The organism is Mucilaginibacter sp. (assembly GCF_039925265.1).
Classification (GTDB): domain Bacteria; phylum Bacteroidota; class Bacteroidia; order Sphingobacteriales; family Sphingobacteriaceae; genus Mucilaginibacter.
Map to the genome: position 1 here is coordinate 104,022 of NZ_JBDSZG010000008.1, position 21,702 is coordinate 125,723.

11 protein-coding genes are annotated in these 21,702 nt (G+C 44.9%); 2 read left to right on the top strand and 9 right to left on the bottom strand.

The features are described from left to right. Window positions 1-6: 6 nt before the first annotated feature. From ABIX36_RS02480 to ABIX36_RS02520, 9 genes are all read right to left on the bottom strand, one after another. A complete protein-coding gene (locus ABIX36_RS02480; RefSeq protein ID WP_348080580.1) occupies window positions 7-3,171 on the bottom strand; it encodes a TonB-dependent receptor in 3,165 nt (1,054 codons plus the stop codon). A gap of 799 nt (window positions 3,172-3,970) precedes the next feature. After that, entirely contained in the window at window positions 3,971-8,104 is a 4,134-nt protein-coding gene (locus ABIX36_RS02485; RefSeq protein ID WP_348080581.1) for a two-component regulator propeller domain-containing protein, read from the bottom strand. 236 nt (window positions 8,105-8,340) lie between these two features. Further along, window positions 8,341-11,625 (bottom strand): carboxypeptidase regulatory-like domain-containing protein, encoded by a 3,285-nt coding sequence (locus ABIX36_RS02490; protein WP_348080582.1) that lies wholly within the window; start codon window positions 11,623-11,625, stop codon window positions 8,341-8,343. A gap of 151 nt (window positions 11,626-11,776) precedes the next feature. Further along, a complete protein-coding gene (locus tag ABIX36_RS02495; RefSeq protein WP_348080583.1) occupies window positions 11,777-12,376 on the bottom strand; it encodes a helix-turn-helix domain-containing protein in 600 nt (199 codons plus the stop codon). Window positions 12,377-12,453: 77 nt separating this feature from the next. Next, window positions 12,454-13,902 (bottom strand): hypothetical protein, encoded by a 1,449-nt coding sequence (locus ABIX36_RS02500; RefSeq protein ID WP_348080584.1) that lies wholly within the window; start codon window positions 13,900-13,902, stop codon window positions 12,454-12,456. 81 nt (window positions 13,903-13,983) lie between these two features. Then, entirely contained in the window at window positions 13,984-16,788 is a 2,805-nt protein-coding gene (locus ABIX36_RS02505; RefSeq protein ID WP_348080585.1) for a TonB-dependent receptor, read from the bottom strand. Window positions 16,789-16,916: 128 nt separating this feature from the next. Then, the gene (locus ABIX36_RS02510; RefSeq protein WP_348080586.1) at window positions 16,917-18,125 is read right to left on the bottom strand and encodes a glycosyltransferase family 1 protein; all 1,209 of its coding nucleotides are present in this window, start codon (window positions 18,123-18,125) and stop codon (window positions 16,917-16,919) included. A gap of 7 nt (window positions 18,126-18,132) precedes the next feature. Then, window positions 18,133-18,297 carry a hypothetical protein gene (locus ABIX36_RS02515; protein ID WP_348080587.1) on the bottom strand — a complete coding sequence of 55 codons (165 nt, stop codon included), beginning with the start codon at window positions 18,295-18,297 and terminating at the stop codon, window positions 18,133-18,135. 239 nt (window positions 18,298-18,536) lie between these two features. Beyond that, a complete protein-coding gene (locus ABIX36_RS02520; protein WP_348080588.1) occupies window positions 18,537-19,106 on the bottom strand; it encodes an RNA polymerase sigma factor in 570 nt (189 codons plus the stop codon). Between the two features lie 451 nt (window positions 19,107-19,557). Here ABIX36_RS02520 and ABIX36_RS02525 point away from each other — a divergent pair, with 451 nt between their 5' ends. Next, complete coding sequence (locus ABIX36_RS02525; RefSeq protein ID WP_348080589.1) at window positions 19,558-21,111, top strand: FAD-dependent protein; 1,554 nt, start codon at window positions 19,558-19,560, stop codon at window positions 21,109-21,111. Between the two features lie 67 nt (window positions 21,112-21,178). Continuing rightward, the gene (locus tag ABIX36_RS02530; RefSeq protein ID WP_348080590.1) at window positions 21,179-21,661 is read left to right on the top strand and encodes a DinB family protein; all 483 of its coding nucleotides are present in this window, start codon (window positions 21,179-21,181) and stop codon (window positions 21,659-21,661) included. The last annotated feature ends 41 nt before the right edge of the window (window positions 21,662-21,702 follow it).

Genomic DNA, 21,702 nt, shown 5'->3' on the forward strand with positions numbered 1-21,702 from the left:
TATTGATTAAAATTCAGCGTTTACACCAAATGTTACAGTTCTGGCTGATGGGTAGCGGCCAAAGTCGATATTTGTTAAAAACACGCTCTGGTTCATAGAGCCAATCTCTGGGTCGAGCCCTTTATACTTGGTAAATGTGTATAGGTTTTGGCCGCTTGCATAAACTCTAAGCCGGGTAAATTTTGCCTTGCGAATCCATTTGTTGGGTAAGTTCCAGCCTAAAACAACGTTTTGGATACGCAGGTACGAGCCGCTTTCTACAAACCTGTCTGATGTAAACAAGTTAGGGTTATCTAAACCGCCGCGCGGGGCCGGGATGGTAGAGGTTGGGTTTGCGGGGGTCCAATAATTGGCTGCAGAAGCCAGCTGATTGGTATACAAGCCTGATAAGCCCGAAATGGTGTAATTGAGTGCATTAAGTATTTTAGCACCGTACGATCCGTTAAGGAATATCGACAGATCTACTGATTTGTAAGATACATTATTGGTGATACCGTACGTAAACGTTGGGTTAGGGTTACCAATATAGGTTTGATCTTTATTATCAATCACCCCATCGTTATTCAAATCTTTGTAGCGGATATCGCCAAACCAGGTACCTGCTTTAGAAATTGGGTTGCCAAATTGCGGTTTAGCGTTAACCAGTTCGTCCTGGGTGGTAAACAACCCATCGGTTACGTAACCATAAAACTCGCCAACAGAGTGACCTACTTCGGTACGGGTAACGCCGCGGGTTAAGAAACCGTTAGCAATATTACCCGAAATAAATGGCGTGCCATTGGCCAGCGATAACACTTTGTTTTTGTAATGCGAGAAGATAAGTGTAGTGTTCCACCTAAAATCTTTGCCAGCTATGTTACGGCTGTTGATGCTAAATTCAAACCCTTTATTGCTTAATTTACCCCCGTTGATGTAAGGAGGGTTAACACCGCCCAGATAGGAACCAGCCGCACCCTCGCCTACTAAGAATGCAGGAAGTGCCGCCTGAAAAAGGAATTTTTCTGAGGTTTTGTTGAAATAATCAAACGTTGCATCTATCCGGTTGCCAAACAGGCTAAAATCTATACCCAAATCGGTTTGGATAGCTGTTTCCCACGTAAGATCCGGACTGGAGATTTTATCGAGCAGGAACCCAGTGCCAAAACCGGTAACAGATGGCTTAAGGGCCGACCCGTACAAGTAATTGGGGATACTTTGATTGCCCACCTGGCCGTAACCAACCCTTAGCTTAATGTTATCTGCAACTTTTTTAATACCGGCCATAAAAGATTCTTCAGACAAACGCCATGATACGGCAGCAGCAGGGAAATAACCTGTTTGCTTGCCCGGTGCAAATTTTGAAGACTGATCTGAACGGAAAGTAGCGGTTAAACTGTATTTGTTGTTATAAGTGTAGTTTACACGAGAAATGAACGATTGTAGAGCCTGGCTGCCTTTGTACTCATCTAACCGTGCTGATTTGGCGTCGCCCAGGTTCAATGTTTTGAGGTCGTTGCTGAAGAAGTTTTGCACGTATCCGGTTATACCGTTCCACTGTGAGTAGTTAAGCTCATAGCCTACTGTAGCATTAATAACATGCTTTTGTGCAAAAGTGTGGTTGTATGATGCTACTTCTTTCCAGGTCCAGTAGTGCGAATTGCTCCAGTACTCGGTTAAATTAGCTGTTTTGTTTTCGTAATCGCCATACTTAAATGTGGGGTTAAACTGCAATGCTTTTGCCCAATCGAACCCACCGTTTACTTCAGAGCGGAATACAATATCTTTAAACAAACGCAAATCTGCGTATATGCTCCCGTTAATATTGCTCCTTACCAGGTTATTGGTTAGCAACGATGCTTGCGCCACAGCATTTGGCGTACCGCCATAACCATTGGCATTGGGGCCGGTGCTTATTGCGCCGGCAAAAGTTCCGTCGGGGTTACGTACTGCAATATCGGGGGCGCTTAGCAGTGCGGTATAAACAATACCGCCGTTATCGCTCAGCCCACGGTTTTCTTCGTTGCGTGTACCGCCCAAAACGGCACCAAATTTTAAATATTCTTTTACCTGCGTATTAACGTTAGAGCGTAGCGAGTAACGCTTAAATTTGCTATTGATGATGGTTCCCTGTTGGTCGTATAAACCGCTGGATATATAATAATCGGTACCGTCTTTACCGCCCGATACCGAAAGCTGGTGGCTTTGCATTGGTGCTGTGCGGAATACTTCATCCTGCCAGTTAGTGCCCGGGCCCAGTAGTTCGGGGCTTGCAAAATCAACCCGGCGGGTTACCTGCACGTTATCGGCAAGTGCATTCTGCAGTTTGGCATACTCGGGCAGGTTCATCATCCGTAAGAATTTACCCTGCTGTTGTAAGCCGTAATACCCATCGTACCCAATACGCGCCGAGCCATTTTTACCTCGTTTAGTGGTTATAATAATTACGCCGTTTGACGCGCGTGAACCATATATAGCTGTTGCCGAAGCGTCTTTTAATACGTCGATACTTTCGATATCGCTTGGATTAATCAACGATAGCGGACTTACGCCGGTTTCATCGTTATTACCCAAGGCTGGCGAACGGCCACTTGTGCTGCGGTTTTGCGCATCGCCGGATATGGCCACCCCGTCAATTACATAAAGCGGTTCGTTTGTGCCCGATAGTGACGTAATCCCCCTAATGTGTACCGAAGTTTGGCTACCTGGCGCACCCGAGTTTTGATTAACTGTAACACCCGCAACACGGCCCTGCAGCATTTGATCAACACTGGCTTGCGGCACGTTTGCTATATCAGATGCTTTTAAAGATGAAATAGCACCGTTGATATCCTGCCTGCGCTGGCTGCCGTAACCGATAGCCACTACGTTTACATCGCTTAATGATGTAGTGGATGATTTTAGCGTTACGTCAATTTGCGTACGCGAGCCAATGGTAATTTCCTGCGGTTGCATCCCAATAAAGCTGAACACCAAAATGCGCCCACCGGCAGGCACGGTAATGGTGTAGTTACCATCAATATTGGTAATGGTGTTTACTTTAGCATCCTTCACCGTAACGGTTACGCCGGGCAAGGTTACGCCCTTGTCGTCGGCTACTGTTCCTTTGACCACTGTGCCGCCTGTTTGCGCCATGCTTCGGGCGCAAATGAAAAAGGAGGCAAACAGCAGTGCTATTCGTAGAATTTTCCTCATGTTGTTTTGGTTTGTGTTGGTTTTATATTCGATTTAATTTGGTACATATATTTGCTCACAGGTGACCGCGGCACTGCTATTGGCGGCGAAACGGCTATAGCAAAATCTGATAGCTAATAGCCACCGGTGATGCCCTGTAATTAAAAAAACTTTAAAAAATTGGTTCTGTTGGTTTATACAATATTGCCACGTCTAATTGGCACCGGGCTATATTCATTATACTGGGGTTAAAATTATATGGTATAATCAGCCCCGTTGTGGATAAATAGGGGCACAAATGTCAACCCGTATTAAATACTTGATAATCAATTATTTAATATAATAAAAGATGTAATTTTTAGAGAAATAGTTACAAATGTGTACCCTTTTTTGGGGTGGAGTACTTTATAAAGGGTAAGAATAGTATTACCTAAAATCGTAACAAGGGTTTATATTTTAATAATGTGGCGGAGAATTTCATCCGGGGGAGTAAAGCGAGATGCATGATGTATATAATACACTATCCTTTAGTATTTTGACCATCCAAGGTAAGATGTAACAAGAGTTCTATCAGGTCTCCCAACAGCTTAAGTTATCACATAAAATGTGGTGCACTTCAAAAAATCCGCGGAACTCATAATGCGTTCCAATGGAACGCCGCGTCATTGATATTTTTTTCTACCCATAAGGTATCCCGAAGGGATACTGGCTCGTATTCTCGTCCCTTCGGGACGGCTCATGGGTAGAGAAACAAAATCCATTTTAACGTTCCATCGGAACGTTTTATGATAGCCGGTAAGGGGAGCCTTTTGAAAGTTAGCTATTCCTCGTTAAAGCTATCCGCGTAGCGGGATGGGATGGTGTTAAATTCAGCCTTAAAGGTTTTTACAAAATACTTCTGGCTTTTAAAGCCCACCTTGTGGCAGATCTGCGAGATGGTGAGGTGCCCGGTCTCCAGTAACTGCGCAGCACGCTTCAGGCGCATCTGGCGCACCAGTTCGTTGGGGGTTTTGCCGGTCATCTGCAGTATTTTTTTGTACAGTGTGTAGCGGCTTACAAACATTTCGCTGCTCAGCTCCTCTACCGAGAAGTTGGGATTGGAGATATTGCCATCTATCAGCATCAGTACCTTCTTGATAAAAAGCTCGTCCGGCGAATCTACAGCCATTTCCGTAGGACTGGCATCTACCTGCTTTTGGTAGGTTTTGCGCATGTTCTCCTGCTGGCTCAGGATGTTCTTGATCTTGGATGCCAGGATCTCGAAATTGAAAGGCTTGGTCATGTAATCGCTGGCGCCGGTGCCAAGGCCTTTTAGTTGCTGTTCCTCGCCTGCTATGGCGGTTAATAAAATAACGGGGATATGCGTGGTACGCTTATCGCTTTTTATCTTCAGGCACAGGTCTATGCCGTTCATTTCGGGCATGGTAATATCGCTCACCACCAGGTTGGGGTGCTGGGCGAGGGCTTTCTGCCAGCCTTTTTTGCCGTTCTCAGCCTCAATGATGTTAAACGAATCCTTTAAGTTATCCTTTATATAGAAACGGAAATCGTCGTTATCTTCCACCAATAATACGGTAGGCCTTTTGGCATCGCGCGCATCTTTCAGCCGCGTTAGCTTTTTATCGCCGGCATCAATGGTATCATCCGGATGATGAGGCAATTGCACAGGAGTATCGGTAAACAGTTTTTTATCCAGCTGCTGCAACGGCAACAAAACGGTAAAGCAGCTGCCCTGGTTCAGTTCGCTCTCCACAAATACCTCGCCCTCGTGCAGGTGTACAAACTCCCTGGTGATAGATAAACCGATCCCGCTGCCCTGGTTCAGCATACTGCCTGGGAGGTCGTTCTGAAAGAACGGCTCGAAGATCTTTTCGATCTTATCATGATCGATACCAATACCGGTATCTATGATCTTTATCTCCAGCTTGCTGTCCTTCCGTAAATTCAACAGCACACTCACCTGCCCGCCCGCATGGGTAAATTTGTAGGCGTTGGATAACAGGTTGAACAGGATGCGTTCGATCTTATCATGATCGAAACTGGTGTAGTATTCTTCAACCTCAGTATCAAACACAAAATCAATTCCTTTTTGCTCGGCCACATCGGTAAAGGAGTGCGACAACTCGCGGATAAACGCTACGATATCTCCGCTGCGTTTGTGCAGCTTTAGTTCCTGGTACTCCATCTTCCGGAAATCGAGCAGTTGGTTTACCAGATTCAGCAGGCGCTTGGCATTGCGGTTTACCAGTAAAAGTTGGTTTTTCACATCCTGGTCTTTTACTGTCTTCACAATTTTATCTACCGGTGCCATAATAAGCGACAGCGGCGTACGGAACTCATGGCTTACGTTGGTGAAGAACTTTATCTTCATCAGGTCAAGGTCGTGCAGGCGCTGGGTTTCTTCGCGCTCCTTTTCCAGCAGGAACTGGGTACGAAGTTTGCGAATACCCTCCCTGCGGATGTAGAACAAGGCACCGATGAAAACCAGCGCGTAGAGAAAGTAAGCGTAGGTAGTTTTCCAAAATGGCGGCAGAATTTTTACGTGCAGGCTTATTTCTTTACTGTTCCAAAAACCTTCGTTTGAGGCGCGCACCTTAAACGTGTAATCGCCGGCATCCAAATTGGTGTAAGGCGCTTTGCGGGTGAGGTTGTCTGCCGTTATCCAGTTGCTATCAAAGCCTTCCATTTTGTATTCAAACTTTACCTTATCGGGGTCGAAGTAATTAAGGGCGGCAAATTCAAATGAAAATACGTTCTCGTTATAATTCAGTTCTATCCCTTTTAATTCGCTGATGGATCTGGAGAGGATAACTCCACCCGATACCTTTTCACCTACCGCCACGCTCTTATTGAAAACCTGCAGATCGGTAAAAACCAATTCGGGGATATGTTTACTGGTATGCAGACCGGCAGGGCGGAAAATATTGAAGCCATTGCCGCCGCCAAATATCAGTTCACCACTACGGGTTTTGTATGATGAATACGGTTGAAACTCGCGGCCCTGCAAGCCGTCTTTTTCATTATAGTTTACAAACCTGAATTTTAATGGAGAGGCACTCCTGTCCACCAATATGTTAGACAAGCCGTTGGGAGTGCTTACCCAAATATTATGGTTATCATCTTCGCGAATATCTATAGTGGTATTATCGGGCAGTCCGTCCTTGTGGCTAAGGTTAGTAAAGTGCCCCGTGGCCGGGTCTAATATACTGAGGCCCTCGCGGGTGCTTATCCAAACCAAACCTTTGCTATCTTCTATAATGTTGTTTGTAAAATTATTAATGAGGCTGTAGGGATCCTTATCATCATGAATATAGTGTGAAAACTCGTTGGTTTTACGGTTGAGTACATCTACCCCATAGGCGGTAACTACCCACAGGTTTTTACGCCTGTCTTCCATCAGGGCCGACATGTAGTTGGAGTGCAGTGAATTATTTACGCCGGGCGTGAAAACGTAGTGCGTAAATTTATCAGTTTTACGGTTTAGGGAATTTAACCCCCCGGCCAGCGTGCCCACCCAAAGGTTATTATCGCTATCCTCCAGTATGGACCAGATCCTGTCTTCCGACAGACTGCCCGGGTCTCTGTCGTTGTGGCGGTAATGCTTAAAGGTTTTCCCGTCGAAACAATCCAGCCCGCCAAAGTAAGTGCCTATCCATAGCTTCTGCTCATGATCCAGATACATGCTCACAATAACATTGCTGGTAAGGCTGTTGGGGTTGGCGGCATCGTGCAGGTATTTTTTAAAGCTGCCATTTTTGCGGTTAAAATAAACCAGGCCGCCTCCGTTGGTGCCCAGCCAAAGGTTGCCGAATTTATCCTCTATAAATTTATTCACATCGCTAAAACTCAGGCTCGCCGGGTCCGACAGGTGATGCGTGTAGAGCGGGAATTTAATAATGCTTTCATGGTAATAGCTTAGCCCCCGCTTATACGTGCCTACCCAAATAATACCCGCGTTATCTTTATACAACAGGATAATGCTGTTTTGGCTAACGGTTTTGTTATCGTCTTCGCGGTTGAGGAGATATTTTATGGTAAAATCCTGCTTATTGAGCAAGTTGATGCCGCCGTGGTCGGTCGCTATCCATATACGGCCCTTATCGTCCTGTATCAGGTTTGATACCACGTTGGTGTTTAGGCCCCTGGGGCCGGGGCCTTTATCTAAATGGTAAAAAATAGTTTGGTTATTGTTGATGTAGTAAACACCCGATGAATAGGTAGGCACAAACGACCAGATATCATCGTCTTTATCAATAAAAACGCGGTAGCCGGTGTTTAGCCCGGCCGGTAATTCGCTTAAGGTTTTGCGATAGTTTACTTTATAGGTTTTAGGGTCGATGCGTTCTAAAATACCTTTATTGTACGCCAGCCAAATATTGCCTTTAGAATCGGCCGCCAGGTCGGCAACGGTATTGCTATAAATGGACCCCTTATCTGTTGGGTGGCTGCTGATGTGCATTGTGCGGTTTTTTGCCGCGTCGTATTTGTAGAGGCCGGTAACCGAGTTTAAAAACCAAAAGCTCCCAAACCTATCTTTTTTTACCGCTGTTAAATTCTGAGTAGGGACGCCTATTAAACCCAAATAACTGCCAATATCGCGGCTAAACTTTTCGGTAGCCGGGTCGTAAATATTGTACCCGTTGCGGGTTTCTATCCAAAGTTTATCATTAGGGCCCTGCGATATGCTTACAATAAAATCGTCGTTAAGGCTGGTGGTATCCCCGGCAATATGCTTAAATACCTTGAATTTATACCCATCGAATTTATTTAAGCCGGATAGCGTGCCAAACCACATAAAACCCTTGCTATCCTTTAGCACGCAGTTCACCTGGTTATGCGATAGCCCGTTGGTAATATCGAGTTTGGAGAACTGGAACTCGTTATTTTGCGCGCATAGGTTTAACGCCATAAATAGCGTTAAAAGTGCAAGCAGGTAAACACGGTATCTCCTCATTCTAATTCCCAGGGATAAATGGCCCATCGCCCTCAGCAGAAACATCAAAAACAAATCCCGGTTGGCGAATGGTATAGTTGGTTACTCAAAAATAGTTAATTTATTGAGCCTCGCTGTAATACTTTTATTACAATATATAACTATTACTTTCCCCGCCAGGCAATTACAAGCGCACACAAACAAAAAAGCGCCCGGCATAAGCCAGGCGCTTGGTAAATAAAATGATTTTGTTTTGTTTAGAATGCGTAGCGCAAGCCAAACTGCATCTGCCAGCGCGAAGCAAACAGGTCTACAGAATATGGCACACCCGGATCGGCAAAAGTGTATTTAGGATAGGTACTTGATACCGAACCAAATGCCGGGGTTGTTTTAGCTGTTAAACCAACACTCGCGGTTGAGTTGAAAGTATTGGCCGAGAAGTAGTATTGTCCCCAATGTTTATTCAACAGGTTGGTTAAGTTCACAATATCGTAAGTAAAGGTGATCACCTGTTTGCGTTTACCCTTACCGAATTTAAAATCCTGCGCGAAACGGAAATCCAGGTTATTGTTCCATGGCGTAAACGCAGCGTTACGCTGGGTGAACTGGCCACGACGGGTAGACAAGTATTTATCTTTATCTATAAAGGCATCAAATGCTGCAGCCTGTTGCACCGCGGTTGCACCACCGGCTACATCGCTAAAGAAGTTAACGGTTTCGCCTGATTTGGGAATATAAGCTAAGCTAACCTGCTGGCCCGTACCATCTATTGAGCTTGGCAGGAAGCCATACGAATACGGGTTACCCGATTGCGCACTCAGGAAGAAGGTAAAGTTGGCGGTTAAATTTTGATTGCCACCCCAGTTAACCATATAGTTAATGTTTGATACAATGCGGCTACGGATATCAAAGTTGGAGTTAGCCAGTACCGGGCTGTTTGGATTAAGCGCCTGGTTCAACTGCCAGTTACTTTCCATGGAGTTACGGATCCCGTTGGTGATATCTTTAGAGTGGCCGTAAGTATAAGCTACCGATGCATTCAAACCAAAAGGGAATATTTTAGCTACCTGCGCGGTTAAGCTGTAACGATAACCCTGGTTGGTGTTTGACAACAGGTATGCATTGGTGTACGACGGGTTAACGCCTTTATTAATAAAGATAGGCTGCTGCTGATCCTTATCATATGGGTAATAAGTTACCTGGTCGGTAGTGTTTACCTGCTGGAATTTTAAATCGCGGATAACTTTAGTATAGATACCTTCCACGGTGAATTTCCATTTATTGGCAGTGGTATAATCGTAAGCTAAATTGGTACGCCATACTTGTGGCATTTTAAAATTGTTGTCAATTAAGTCAACCTGGGTTGGGCCGGTTGCGCTTACGTTTGGTGCCGGATTGGTTTGTTGTGTTACATAACCCAAGCCGCCGTTAACAGGTGCCTGTACCGGATTGGTACCCGGGGTAATTGGCGCTGCTGCGGTTGGTTTTTTATCGTAGGCGCCATAAGTATCGCCATTATTATAAAACGCATAACCAAACCATGCAAATGGTACACGGCCGGTAAAGAAGCCCGTGCCACCACGCAATACAGCTGTTTGATCGCCATTGATATCGTAGTTAAAAGATACCCTTGGGTTTATTTGCACGTTGCCCAGGTAGTTATTTTTGATATCGGCAGGTTTGGTATAGGTAAAGGTATTGCCGTAGTTAACATCAACCGGTGCATTGGTTGTTTTGGTGCTTAGCGGCTGGGTGTTTGGCACATCGGCGTAATCAAAGCGCACACCGGCGGTAAGCTTAAAGTTATCTGTAAGCTGTATCTCATCCTGGCCGTAAAGGCTAAGCAGGTTCACTTTAAACCTTGCCGATGGGTTGGCCATAATATAATCGCGCGTATTGTTTATATAGTTATAGTTGGCACGTGTACGCGATGGGTTATTGGCCAGGAAGTTAGCAATGCTGCTGTAAGCGATACGACCGTTCCATGCGTTTACAAAGTTGTAGGTGATATCGTAAAACTCGTTGTGTGTACCAAAAGTAAAGGTATGCTTACCTTTTATCAGGGTAAAGTTATCGGTAAACTCGGTAGTTTTCTGGCGCATATCAAATATGGCAGCCTCACGGTCGGTACCCAAAAATATGGTTGTACCCGGTGTGTTGCCGGTAATTTCTATCTGCGGCAAAGCAGGGTTTGAGTTAGGGGTACGGTAATCGTGTACGTTAGAGTAGCCAAACACCAAACTATTGTTTAAGGTATTGCTGAATCGAGTTTTCAGTTCGGCAACGGTTGAACTTGAATTATTGTGCGATGTATAATCGATACCACCGAAACGGAAGTTCTGCTGATCGCGCTCCAAGTTGGTAGCCGTTGATGAAATTGTGTTGTTACGCAGGGTCAACTGGTTTTTATCGTTGATATTCCAGTCGATCCGGTTAAAATATTTGTTACTGCGCGAGAATATAGATGTGTTATTATACGTTCCAGGATCAATGCCATTTGGATGGGCAGCATCGGTAGTAAATGCTTTAAATGCCGTAACAATTTTCTCACCATCAGCTTGGCTTAATATACCAGCTGCACCATCATGATCGAGGCCCCTAATAATGGGATCTTGCCTGCGGGCAATTTCTTCGTTCGTGAAAAAGAACAATTTATTTTTGATGAGCGGGAAACCTAAGCGGAGGCCGGTTTGGTAATCATGGAAAGATGACGGCAGGCTTGAGCCATCGCCACCCAATGCAGCTTTAGCATTGTTTTGGCCTACTAAGAACGCACCTCGGCCATAACCGTAAATAGAACCGGTAACATCGTTTGTACCGCTGCGGGTTACCGCGTTGATACTTCCGCCAAGCACGTTGCCAATTTTAATATCATAAGGGGCTACCAGTACCTGTATATCCTGTATCGCATCTAAAGATACCGGGCTGGTACGGGTACTGCTCCCCACCTGGCCGGAAGCATTTGACTGGCCACCCAACGATGGGCTGAAACCTATCGCATCGTTGTTAATGGCCCCATCAAGCGTTACGTTGTTGTAACGGTAGTTAGTACCCTGAAAGGAGTTGTTATTGCTTTGCGGCGTAGTACGGGTAAGATCCTGCAGGCTGCGGTTAATGGTAGGCAGGTTACGGATCTGATTTTGGCTGATGCGCGTGGTTGCGCCTGTTTTGGTAGCACCGCCGGCTGCCGTAATCCTTACCTCTTTTAAAGAAGTGGTTTCGTCTATTAATAAAAAGTTGAATGTCGCGCTTCCTAAAGATAGGTTGATATCGGTACGTTCATCTTTTTTATAACCAATAAAGGTAGCGCTGATAGTGTAAGGACCACCGGCGTTTAAGTTGGGGATGGTGTAACGCCCTTCGGCATTTGTTTGCGAGCCGTAGCGGGTGCCGGTACTGGTATTTATAACCGAGACAGATACGCCCGGTAAAGAAATCCCTTTTTGATCTACCACCTTACCGCTAATAACCGCGGTGGTTATTTGTGCATTTGCAACTGTGGCAAAAAGTAAAGTGATCAGTATAAAGTATAGCTTTTTCATTTGTGTTATTTTAACACCACAAAGGTTCGGCTATAATGTTAACCCAATGTTACGGAAGGATTATTTTTAACTGCGCTGTGTGCGGCGTGATCTACCATTATGTTAATTCTGTATTAACAATGCACCCGCATTAAGTATACTTCTATGCTTTTCAGATATTTACCTTACTCCATTTACGCGATGCATCTATTAGTTCATCAATATTGATGTAAAGCGCCCTGGCAAGCAAGGGCAGCTTATCTGCACCAACCTCTTTTTTACCAGTTTCTATTCGGCTGAGGAGCGCCCGGTCGATATTTATTTTTGCGGCAAGGGCGGCCTGCGAAAGGTTCAGCTCCAGTCGATGTTCTTTGATATAGGCACCAAAACTGGAAAAAGTCAATAGCTCCGGCGAATCGGTTGCTGCCTGGGTAGCACCTGCGCTCACCGGTTCTTCGCCCTGTAAGGAGTTTTGCTCAAAAAACGTACTAAAGTTGGCCGACATTTGGCCGAACAGTTTTTCATCAATACAATAAGTTACCTCGGTTTTTAAGGTTTTGGTTTTTATAATTCCCAACCCGCGTAGTTCCTGTATGTGCTTATTGATGGTTTTTGTATTAAAGGCGCTGGTATAAAAGGCCTGTTTGGTTAGGCTATTGCCGTTCTCGGCTATCATCCGCAATATAAAAACACGTATGGGCAAGGCAATGGCCCTTGCAAACGCCGATATCTGGGTATCTATCTCACTAAAATGCACATGCAAAAAACTCATCAAATAAGCCGCTATAGTACTTAATTAAAAAGGCTGCCTCACGTGGATGAGGCAGCCTTTTTGATATTTTAATGTGATTATTTTACAGCACCCGGGGTGGTGTAAGGCATAACCTGTGGGTTAAAGTTAGTCCAGCCGATAGTCCAGTCGGTAGTACCGATAGCACCACGGTAGGTAACTTTGTCAAAAAACGCGTCAGTTACTTTAGCATTGGTAAACAAAGCGCCAGATGCAGCAGGAGAGGTAGCTACCGGTGCAAAATTTGGGGTGCCTGGGAACGCAAAGTCCGAACCGTATTTGTATGGATCTGTTATTAATGTTAAACCGAATGATGCTGCATCAAAAGTGTTTGTAGCCCTTAAGGTAGTTTCGAAGATAGCTTTCTGAACATCTTTATCGCCTTTAACTTCGTTACCTTTTCTGTTGCTGCCATATATTAGGTTGTTTTGGAACACCAAACGACCTGCAGTGTAGTTGGTAGAGGTTGAACCAACAGTTGTTACTTTAGAATCATCGATGTACACACCTTCCATAAAGCCAACGAATACGGAGTTTAAGATACTCTCTGCAGTGTTACGGCGTAATTGAGCGGCGTGCTGAAAGTTAGCGCTGATGTTTGCAGGAGTTGAAGCTGATTGGGCAGGGCCAATCAAAGTCATGTTGCTGAATACAGCAGAAGTTTGTGGTGTTTTATCGGAACCTGAACCATCGTTATCAGATTCGAATGCGTTTGAACCAGAGTTATCCGCGATAGATGGGTAACGTTGGCCAATACCAAACTGCACTTTACCAGCGAAACCAAAGTCGGTATCAAAGTCATCATCCAAGCCACCTATAGCTAAAAGGTGTTTTGCGTTTACAGTACCGCCAAACCACTCAAAAGAGTCGTCGCCAGAACGGGTTACCTGTATAAAGTCTAATGTAGTACCTGCACCTACACCACCCATGGTAAGGCCGTTGATCTCGTTATCCGGTGAAAAAGGGATACCAGCGTACTCAATACGTACATATTTTAAAGTACCAGAGTTATCATTAGCATCGGTACCGCCGTACTGGATGTATTTGGCAGCGTCACCTTTTGCATCCAAACCACCTTCAATACCTACGTTATCGCCCTGGTTAACCGGAGCTTTACCCAACAGGATGATACCACCCCAATCGCCAGATGAACGCGTACCCGCGCCAAATGAAGAAGTAAATACAATTGGTTTATCAACAGTACCTATGGCGCTTATTTTTGCGCCCCGGGTAATGATCAAAGTACCTTTGCTTGCTTTGTCGCCTTTAACAATTGTACCGGCTTCTATAGTAAGCGTTGCGCCGTTTGTAACGTACACAAAACCTTTAAGTGTGTAAATTTTATCCGCAGTCCAGGTGGTGCTGGTAGCGATGTCGCCGCTTACTTCAACAGCAGTAGTTGGTACAACCACAATAGGTGGATTGTCGTCTATAACGGCCTCTTTCTTTGTGCACGATGCAAGTGTTATTGCTGTGCCTAACACTAAAAATAATAATGATTTTTTCATAATGAACTCTTTCGATTTGATACAAATTAAGGCTTCTATTATTAACGTTGTGTTAACTCAGCAATAACAAATGGCTTAATGTTAAAATGTGTAATTAAATGATAATGAATAGTTTGTGCCCGGCGTATAACGTTTAAAGGTGGTTCCGGTACCAGAGAAATTATAAGGCTTTCCATCCAGCATGTACTGGAAGTTATACTTCGCGTTCAGCAGGTCGCTGGCACCCAATTTTATCTCACCTTTGCTCTTCATCACCTTGTATCCTAACTGGAAATCAAGCACGCTTCTTGGCATTTCGTACACACTGCTAAACCTGGTACCACCGGCATAAAATATGCGTTTACCAAGGCGATTGAACAGCAGGTTGAATGATAATTTATTATCCAGCTCGGTATGGGTAAAACCAGCGTTGATCACATAAGGCGACTGGCCAACCAGCGCACGTGTTTTCTCTAAACGGTCAACTCCATCATCCGGGTTGGTTACTTTTGATTTGGTGAACGATGCATTAACGTAAGCTGTACTGTTTTTAAAGAATTTGCTATCATTTATAAAATCAAGCGCTTTACGGGCTTCTAACTCCACACCATACACATAGGCAGATTTTGAATTAAAATAGCTGATGGTAGTTGATGAGTTCTCATCCTCTATCAAAGGCTCGATAGCATTCTGGAATTTTTTGTAGAACGTGGAGATGGAGAATATTTGGCCAGCGGCAGGATAAAATTCGTAACGCAGGTCGGCATTGTCTATAACAGTTCGTTTCAGAAATGAATTACCCTGTACCGATGCAAGCATCTCATAATCGTAATAAGCAAATAGTGCTAATTCCCTAAACTCGGGCCTTGCTACAGAGCGGTAGTAAGATGCTCTAAAGTTTGCCTTCGGCGTTAAAGCATAAGTAAAGTTTACCGATGGAAGAAAATCGGTGTTATTAAGCTTTACTTTAGGCTGTAGTGGGTCTTTTGTAACCAAATCAAGGTCGAACTTTTCTACCCGTAAGCCATAAACCACCCTAACGCTCTTGCCAAATTTACTATCTAACATAGCATAACCGGCGTTGGTAAGACTGTTAGCAGAATATCTGTCTGTAAGATTCGCAAGTTCATCCAAGTCATATACGCCCGATTTGATCAGGTTAGGTCCAAACAGTGTTTGAATGGGACGTTGTAATAACTGAGGGATATCGTAGTTTAAATTCGCTGCAGTAGTTTCGTTAAATACAACTCCGATAAAGCGGGCATCAAACGTCCTGTCCCTGTATTGAGTACTCCCGCCGATTTTTAAGGTACTCTGAGTAAACAAATTGACCGGCACGTTATAATCTACTTTACCTGAATAAATGTTTTCATTCAAATGAGAAAATAAGCGGGCATTCTCTTTGCCAAGCGTAGAGGCTATGGCCGCAAAATAAGGCTCGTTAGGGTTGCCCGTATTATTTTGCTTATAGTTTACCTTTTTCTGATCAGGCTGATCATTAATAATGTTAGAAAAACCAAGGTTCCATTTTATTTTGGATGTTTTTTTACCAAGACCGTGCTCACCCTCTAATGTTGTTTTAAACAGTCCTTTTTCTAACATATCGTAAGCGTAAAAACGGTTATCAGAGGAGTTTGTACCAGTATTAGAGCCGGTACGGTATGTAAACTGATCGTCGAGTATACGGTTGTATAAGTTTTTAAAGGTTATTTTATTTTTACCAAAGCTGTAGGCAAAATTCGCCAATGCACCAATGTTGGTAGAGAATTTATTTTGCTCGCTGTGATAATCGTAATTATCAAACTGCTGCTGCAAGTCGGGAACAATGGTTTGCGTGTTTCGGTAAGTTAAAGCAACAGTAGTACCAAAACGGTTTTTATTCTTGCCAATTTCTGTAACGTTACCCCAGGTAACCTGGTAATTCTGAGCGGGCAGCGCCTTAGCGGTATATATATTAAAATTATTGTTTAGGCTATTTATAGATTGGATATTACGATTACCGGTAACCTGACCTGTTAAGATTTGGTTTGTAGAAGGGAAGTTGCTAACCAACTTACGGGTACCATCGTCAAATGCGAAATAATCACTGGTGCTGCGGAAGCCCGAGCGGAAATCTTTAAAGGTACTTTGTGTATTGTAACCGTAGCCGATACCTACTGTTAAAAAATTATTATCGGGGATGTCCTTGGTTAAGATCTGTACGTTACCGCCTGCAAAATCGCCCGGAAGATCGGGACTTGCCGTTTTGTTGATGATGATATTATCTATTAGGCTTGATGGTACGATATCGAAAGAGAACGCTTTTCGGTTTGGCTCGGTACTTGGCAACGGCGCGCCATCTAACGATGCGCTGTTGTAACGGTCGCTTAAGCCACGCACTACCACAAATTTATTGTCCTGTATGGTGGTACCGCTTACACGTTTTAATACGTCGCTGGTATTTCTGTCCGGCGATCTGCGGATCAGCTCTGATGAGATACCATCAGATATCGATACGCTATTTTTTTGGATAGCGTACAGCGCGTTTACCGATTCCTGGCGGTAGGTAGCTTTAATAACTACCTCGCTTAAGGCTGTTGTTGCCGATGGCGCAAGGGTAACATCAAGGGGAGTAGCAACGTTTGCCTTCACTTCGATATCAGAAATAGATTTTGTGGAGTACCCTATGTAACGTACTAATATGGTGTAGCGGCCTGGAGCTATGCCACCCAAAGAGTAATGGCCGTCTACATCAGTAGCAGCACCTTTGGTGGTGCCTTCTATACTTACGGTAGCGCCTATAAGCGTTTCGCTTGTTTTTTGGTCGATTACCTTACCCACAATTTTGCCGGTGTTTTGAGCCAGCAGGGTGGTTGCAGAAAATGTGGTAAGAACGAATAGAACTGTTGCGTATATAATTTTTTTCACGTGACTTAATTTATCGTCACAAAAGTATTACCCCCGTGTTAGCCCAGTGTTACCAGTGTATTACCATAACAAAGCGTTTATGTTACCCCCGTGTTAACTACCTCAATTTATCCTAACACAACAACCAACTATACAGGGGCTAACACATTTCTCCCGGCTAACATAGCTACATCATCAAAATAGGTTGCAGCAAGTTCGTCCCAGCTAAAATTACTGCTGTATTGCAAGCCCTCTTCAATAAACCGGGCACGCATGGCTTGGTTGGCTAATAACATGCGTATTTTAGCGGCGTATTCTTTGGCATTATAGGGCTGGCATTTAAAGCCGTTTACACCCTGGTCAATAAAATCTTTAGAGCCCCCGCCGTCGGCTATTACACAAGGTAAGCCCGAAGCCATGGCCTCCAGCACCACATTGCCATAAGTTTCGGATACAGAGGGGAACAAAAAAACATCCGCAGAGGCGTACAATACAGCCAACTGGTTATGATTTATCCTGCCTGTAAAAATGGCTTTCGGCATCCGGGCTTTACAGACTTTCAGGGCAGTGCCGTCGCCCGCAACTATAAAATTCAGGGGCTCACCATAGGCTTGCAATTCGTCATACACTTCAAACAGTGTTTCCAAATTCTTCTCCCAAACCAGCCTGCTGGCAAACAAAACACCCGGGTTGGTATTCCCAGTGAGCTTTTGATACGCGTTCTTGTTTTTTTTATACGGGGAGAATAATTTGGTATCGATGCCGCGCTTCCATAGCTGCATACGCTGTGGCGCAATACCTATTCCGCTTAGTTCGGCTTCAATACTTTCGGAAGGAACATATACCTTATTGCATTGATTATAAAAAGCCTTATGATTAGCTGCAAGTAACTGTTTCATGCTGCTTATTAAAAATGGCGCATGCTTAAAGTAGTAATCGATATAAGAAAGAAAATGTGTGTGATAGATAGAAATTACGGGCAGCTTATTTTGCACCGCATAATTTAAACCAAAGCTGCCCAGCAGCGATGGCGTTGCAATATGCACCACATCGGGCGCAAAATGCTGCAGCGTGTCTTTTAACCTGCTTTGCGCAAAAACAGGCAATGCCATAGAATATCCCGCGTTTACAGGCAGGTTTAAGGTGGGTACTTTAATGCTTTCGAACCCGCGTATGTTTGACGGCCCATCGCCATAAACAAACAGGAACTCAAACCGCTCACGGTCTATCCGGTCGATCAGTTGGTACATGGTGCGTATAGCACCATCCAGTCCCTCTGTCAATATCTCCGCAAAAAAAGCCACTTTAACCTTGCACCGGGTACCGGCCGGCTCAAAATTCGCGTATGGGTTTATCATCGGCTGCTCAATAAGGTACCGGATGACCGCGACGGCTTTTGCGTTTTATTTTATATTGAAGCCTTTCTTCTTTTGATATACTTTCTTTTTTTGGCGTGCGCATGGCCACCCAAATTACAAATGCTGCTATAGCCAGCATCACCAGGTCAATTGTGCTGTATCCCGCTTCCATAGTTTTGCTTTTTTTATACTATAAAGCTACGGGCTTAGTTTAACCGGTATGTTAAGTTGCTATTATGATACGGCTTTATCAAAAAGAGCCAGTAATACGCGATAACTTTTTTAGGGGAGATCGTATTTTATCAGGGCTTTGGGGGAATTTGCCGCTGATGTTGATTTATTGATCATGCTGGCAGTCGTGCCAGGTAATCAATAAATCATGTTTATCAAGTTAATCTTCGGGGGATTTGATTAACCTGCCAGGCAGTGGCGTTCCCTTGTTGCTAAGCTGTTCAATTTCTCTTTTAAAATGGCACGGGCACGGTGCAGGGTGGTGCGCGATAATAATTCCGACATACCCAAACTGCTGCCTATTTCCTGGTGCGAGTAGCCTTCAATGGCGTACATATTAAATACGGAGCGGTAGGTTTTCGGCAGTTGCTGTACCATTTGCATCAATTCCTGTGCTTCTAAACCATTGGCATTATAGCTGCTGCTCACCGGGATGTTCTGCTCGGCAAAGTCATCAACCAAAACCATGGTTTTTGCTTTGCGGTAGCGGGATATAGCGCTGTGTACCATAATACGGCGGATCCACCCTTCCAGGCTGCCTTCGCCGCGGTAGTTTTTCATGTTTTTAAACATTTTTATAAACCCTTCCTGCAGGATATCCTGGGCCTCATCTTTATCTTTTGCATAACGCATACATACGGCCAGCATTTTTGGGGCAAGCATTTTGTACAACTGTTCCTGTTGCTTTCTGTCGTTCTGTAAGCATCCTTCCCAAAGGCTGCTTAATTTTGTGTCGGTGTTCGGTGTCATAGTGATATTGTCGTGATTCGGTATATGCCAAAACTCAACCATTTTTGCAAGTTGTTGAATTTCAGGCGATTAATTTTACAAGCGATTTTAAACTGTTCGCTTCCGTACAGTTAGCGTTCTTTAGCGTACGTTATATTTTTGTGTACGCCTCACACTAAGTAAACAGCCTTACGGAAGCAGAAATAATTGTGATACAACAGTGCGTTAAATAATTGTAAAGTGGGTGTTTTCACGGGGTAATGTCCCGCCAAAACACCTTAAGTTGATGTGCAGATGTGTAGATTTAAGATGTGCAGATGAGGGAAAGGATTTGCAAGCGAAAATATCGTCCATAGTGTACAACGCGATGTTGGGAGTTCATCTGAAATTTGCACATCTGAAATCTGCACATTCGCACATCTGAAATTGTTCACTATCTTTGTACCATCCAGGATAAAAACCCGGCTACACCATGATAAAAGAAGCAGAAATTGTTTGCCCGCCCGGGCAGCAGGAAGATGAAGCGTTTTTAACCACCCTTGCATCGGCAGCTATCAATATCCCACAGAAAAGAATAAAAGGCATTAAGGTACTTAAGCGATCGATAGATGCGCGGGGACGGAAGGTGCTTTACCGGATGCAGCTGAGTATTTATATCGACGAGCCTTACACGCCCGAGATCTACAACCATCAATATAAAAATGTAAAGGATGCCAAACAGGTTATTATAGTAGGTGCAGGCCCTGCCGGTTTATTTGCCGCGCTGCAATGCATCGAGCAAGGCTTAAAACCCATCATCGTAGAACGCGGCAAGGATGTTAAACAACGCCGCCGCGATCTGGCCAACATTAATAAACAAGGCCTGGTGAACCCCGAATCGAACTATTGTTTTGGCGAAGGTGGCGCGGGAACTTATTCTGACGGAAAACTTTACACCCGCAGCACCAAGCGCGGCGATGTTACCGGTGTGCTAAAAACCTTTGTTGCCCATGGTGCCACCGAAGATATTTTGGTAGACGCCCGTCCGCATATTGGCACCAACAAACTCCCGCAGATTATTACCGCCATGCGCGAAAGTATCCTGAACGCGGGCGGCGAGGTGTTGTTTGATACTAAAGTAACTTCACTATTGGTATCATTCGGAAAGATGCAAGGTGTGCAATTAGCCAATGGCGAAAAGTTGATGGCTGATGCCGTGATACTGGCTACCGGCCACTCGGCACATGATATGTTCCGGATGCTGCACGCCCAGGGGATTTTGATAGAGGCCAAACCCTTCGCCCTTGGCGTACGAATAGAACATCCGCAGGAAATCATAGACCGTGCCCAATACCATTGCGAATACCGGGGACCGGACCTCCCCCCATCCTATTATAACCTGGTAGAGCAGGTAGACGACCGCGGCGTATTCTCTTTTTGTATGTGCCCGGGTGGCATTATAGCCCCATGCGCTACCGCAGCCGATGAAATTGTAGTGAACGGCTGGAGCCCAAGCAAGCGTAATAATCCTTTTGCTAATTCGGGTACCGTTGTACAAATCAACATGGAAGATGTAAAAGGCGATATGGCCGACCCGTTCCGCATGCTGGATTTTCAGCAGAAAGCCGAGCACCTGGCATTTAAAGCAGGTGGCGGTAACCTGGTGGCACCGGCACAGCGCATGGTAGATTTTGTTGAACGCCGCGTATCTGCCAACCTGCCCGTAAACTCCTACCTCCCGGGTTGTAAAAGCGTAGACTTAATTGACGTACTGCCCGATTGGATCCACGCCAGATTACGCAAAGCGTTGCCTGCCTTCGGCCGTAAAATGAAAGGGTATTACACTAACGAAGCCATATTGGTGGGTGTAGAATCGCGCACCTCATCGCCCATAAAAGTACCGAGAGACCGGGAGACTTACCAGCATCCGCAGGTTGCAGGTTTATTCCCATGCGGGGAGGGCGCGGGTTATGCCGGTGGAATTATTTCTGCGGCGATTGATGGCGTGAATTGTGCGAACGGGGTGAGGAAGTATCTCGGCATTTAAAAGCCCTGCCGACGGTGCAAATCAATACACTAACAAACTTAACCTAATGCTCATGCGTTTAACCACCATGAGCACATCGGAACAATTAAGCGCATCGCTACAAAGCATCTTAAACGGCGACCCATGGTATGGGCCGAACACGTATGATATAATCGATAACATCTCCTTTGACGCGGCTTATGAAACGCCGCCAGGTTCGGTGCATAATATAGCAGGCATCGTACTGCACATGCTCGGCTGGACTTTAGAAACCACCGCCCGTATGCAGGGGCAAACTGCTGGCGACCCCGCAGGCGGCGACTGGCCCGATCCGGGTACGCCGGACGAGCAAAAATGGCAGCACCTTATCAACAGCTTTAAACTGGCCAACTTTACGCTGAGTGGAATAATAGAAGATTTTCCGGAAGATAAATGGGATGCGCCTACTAATGACAAACGCAACCGCGCATTGGGCTCGGGGGTAAGTTACCGCGCACTTGTTGAGGGCTTGACACAGCATCACATATACCATAGTGGGCAATTGGCGCTGTTGAACAGAATAGTTGGGTGAGGATGTTTGCAGTTTACCGATCGCGGTGAGCAGGCATAAAT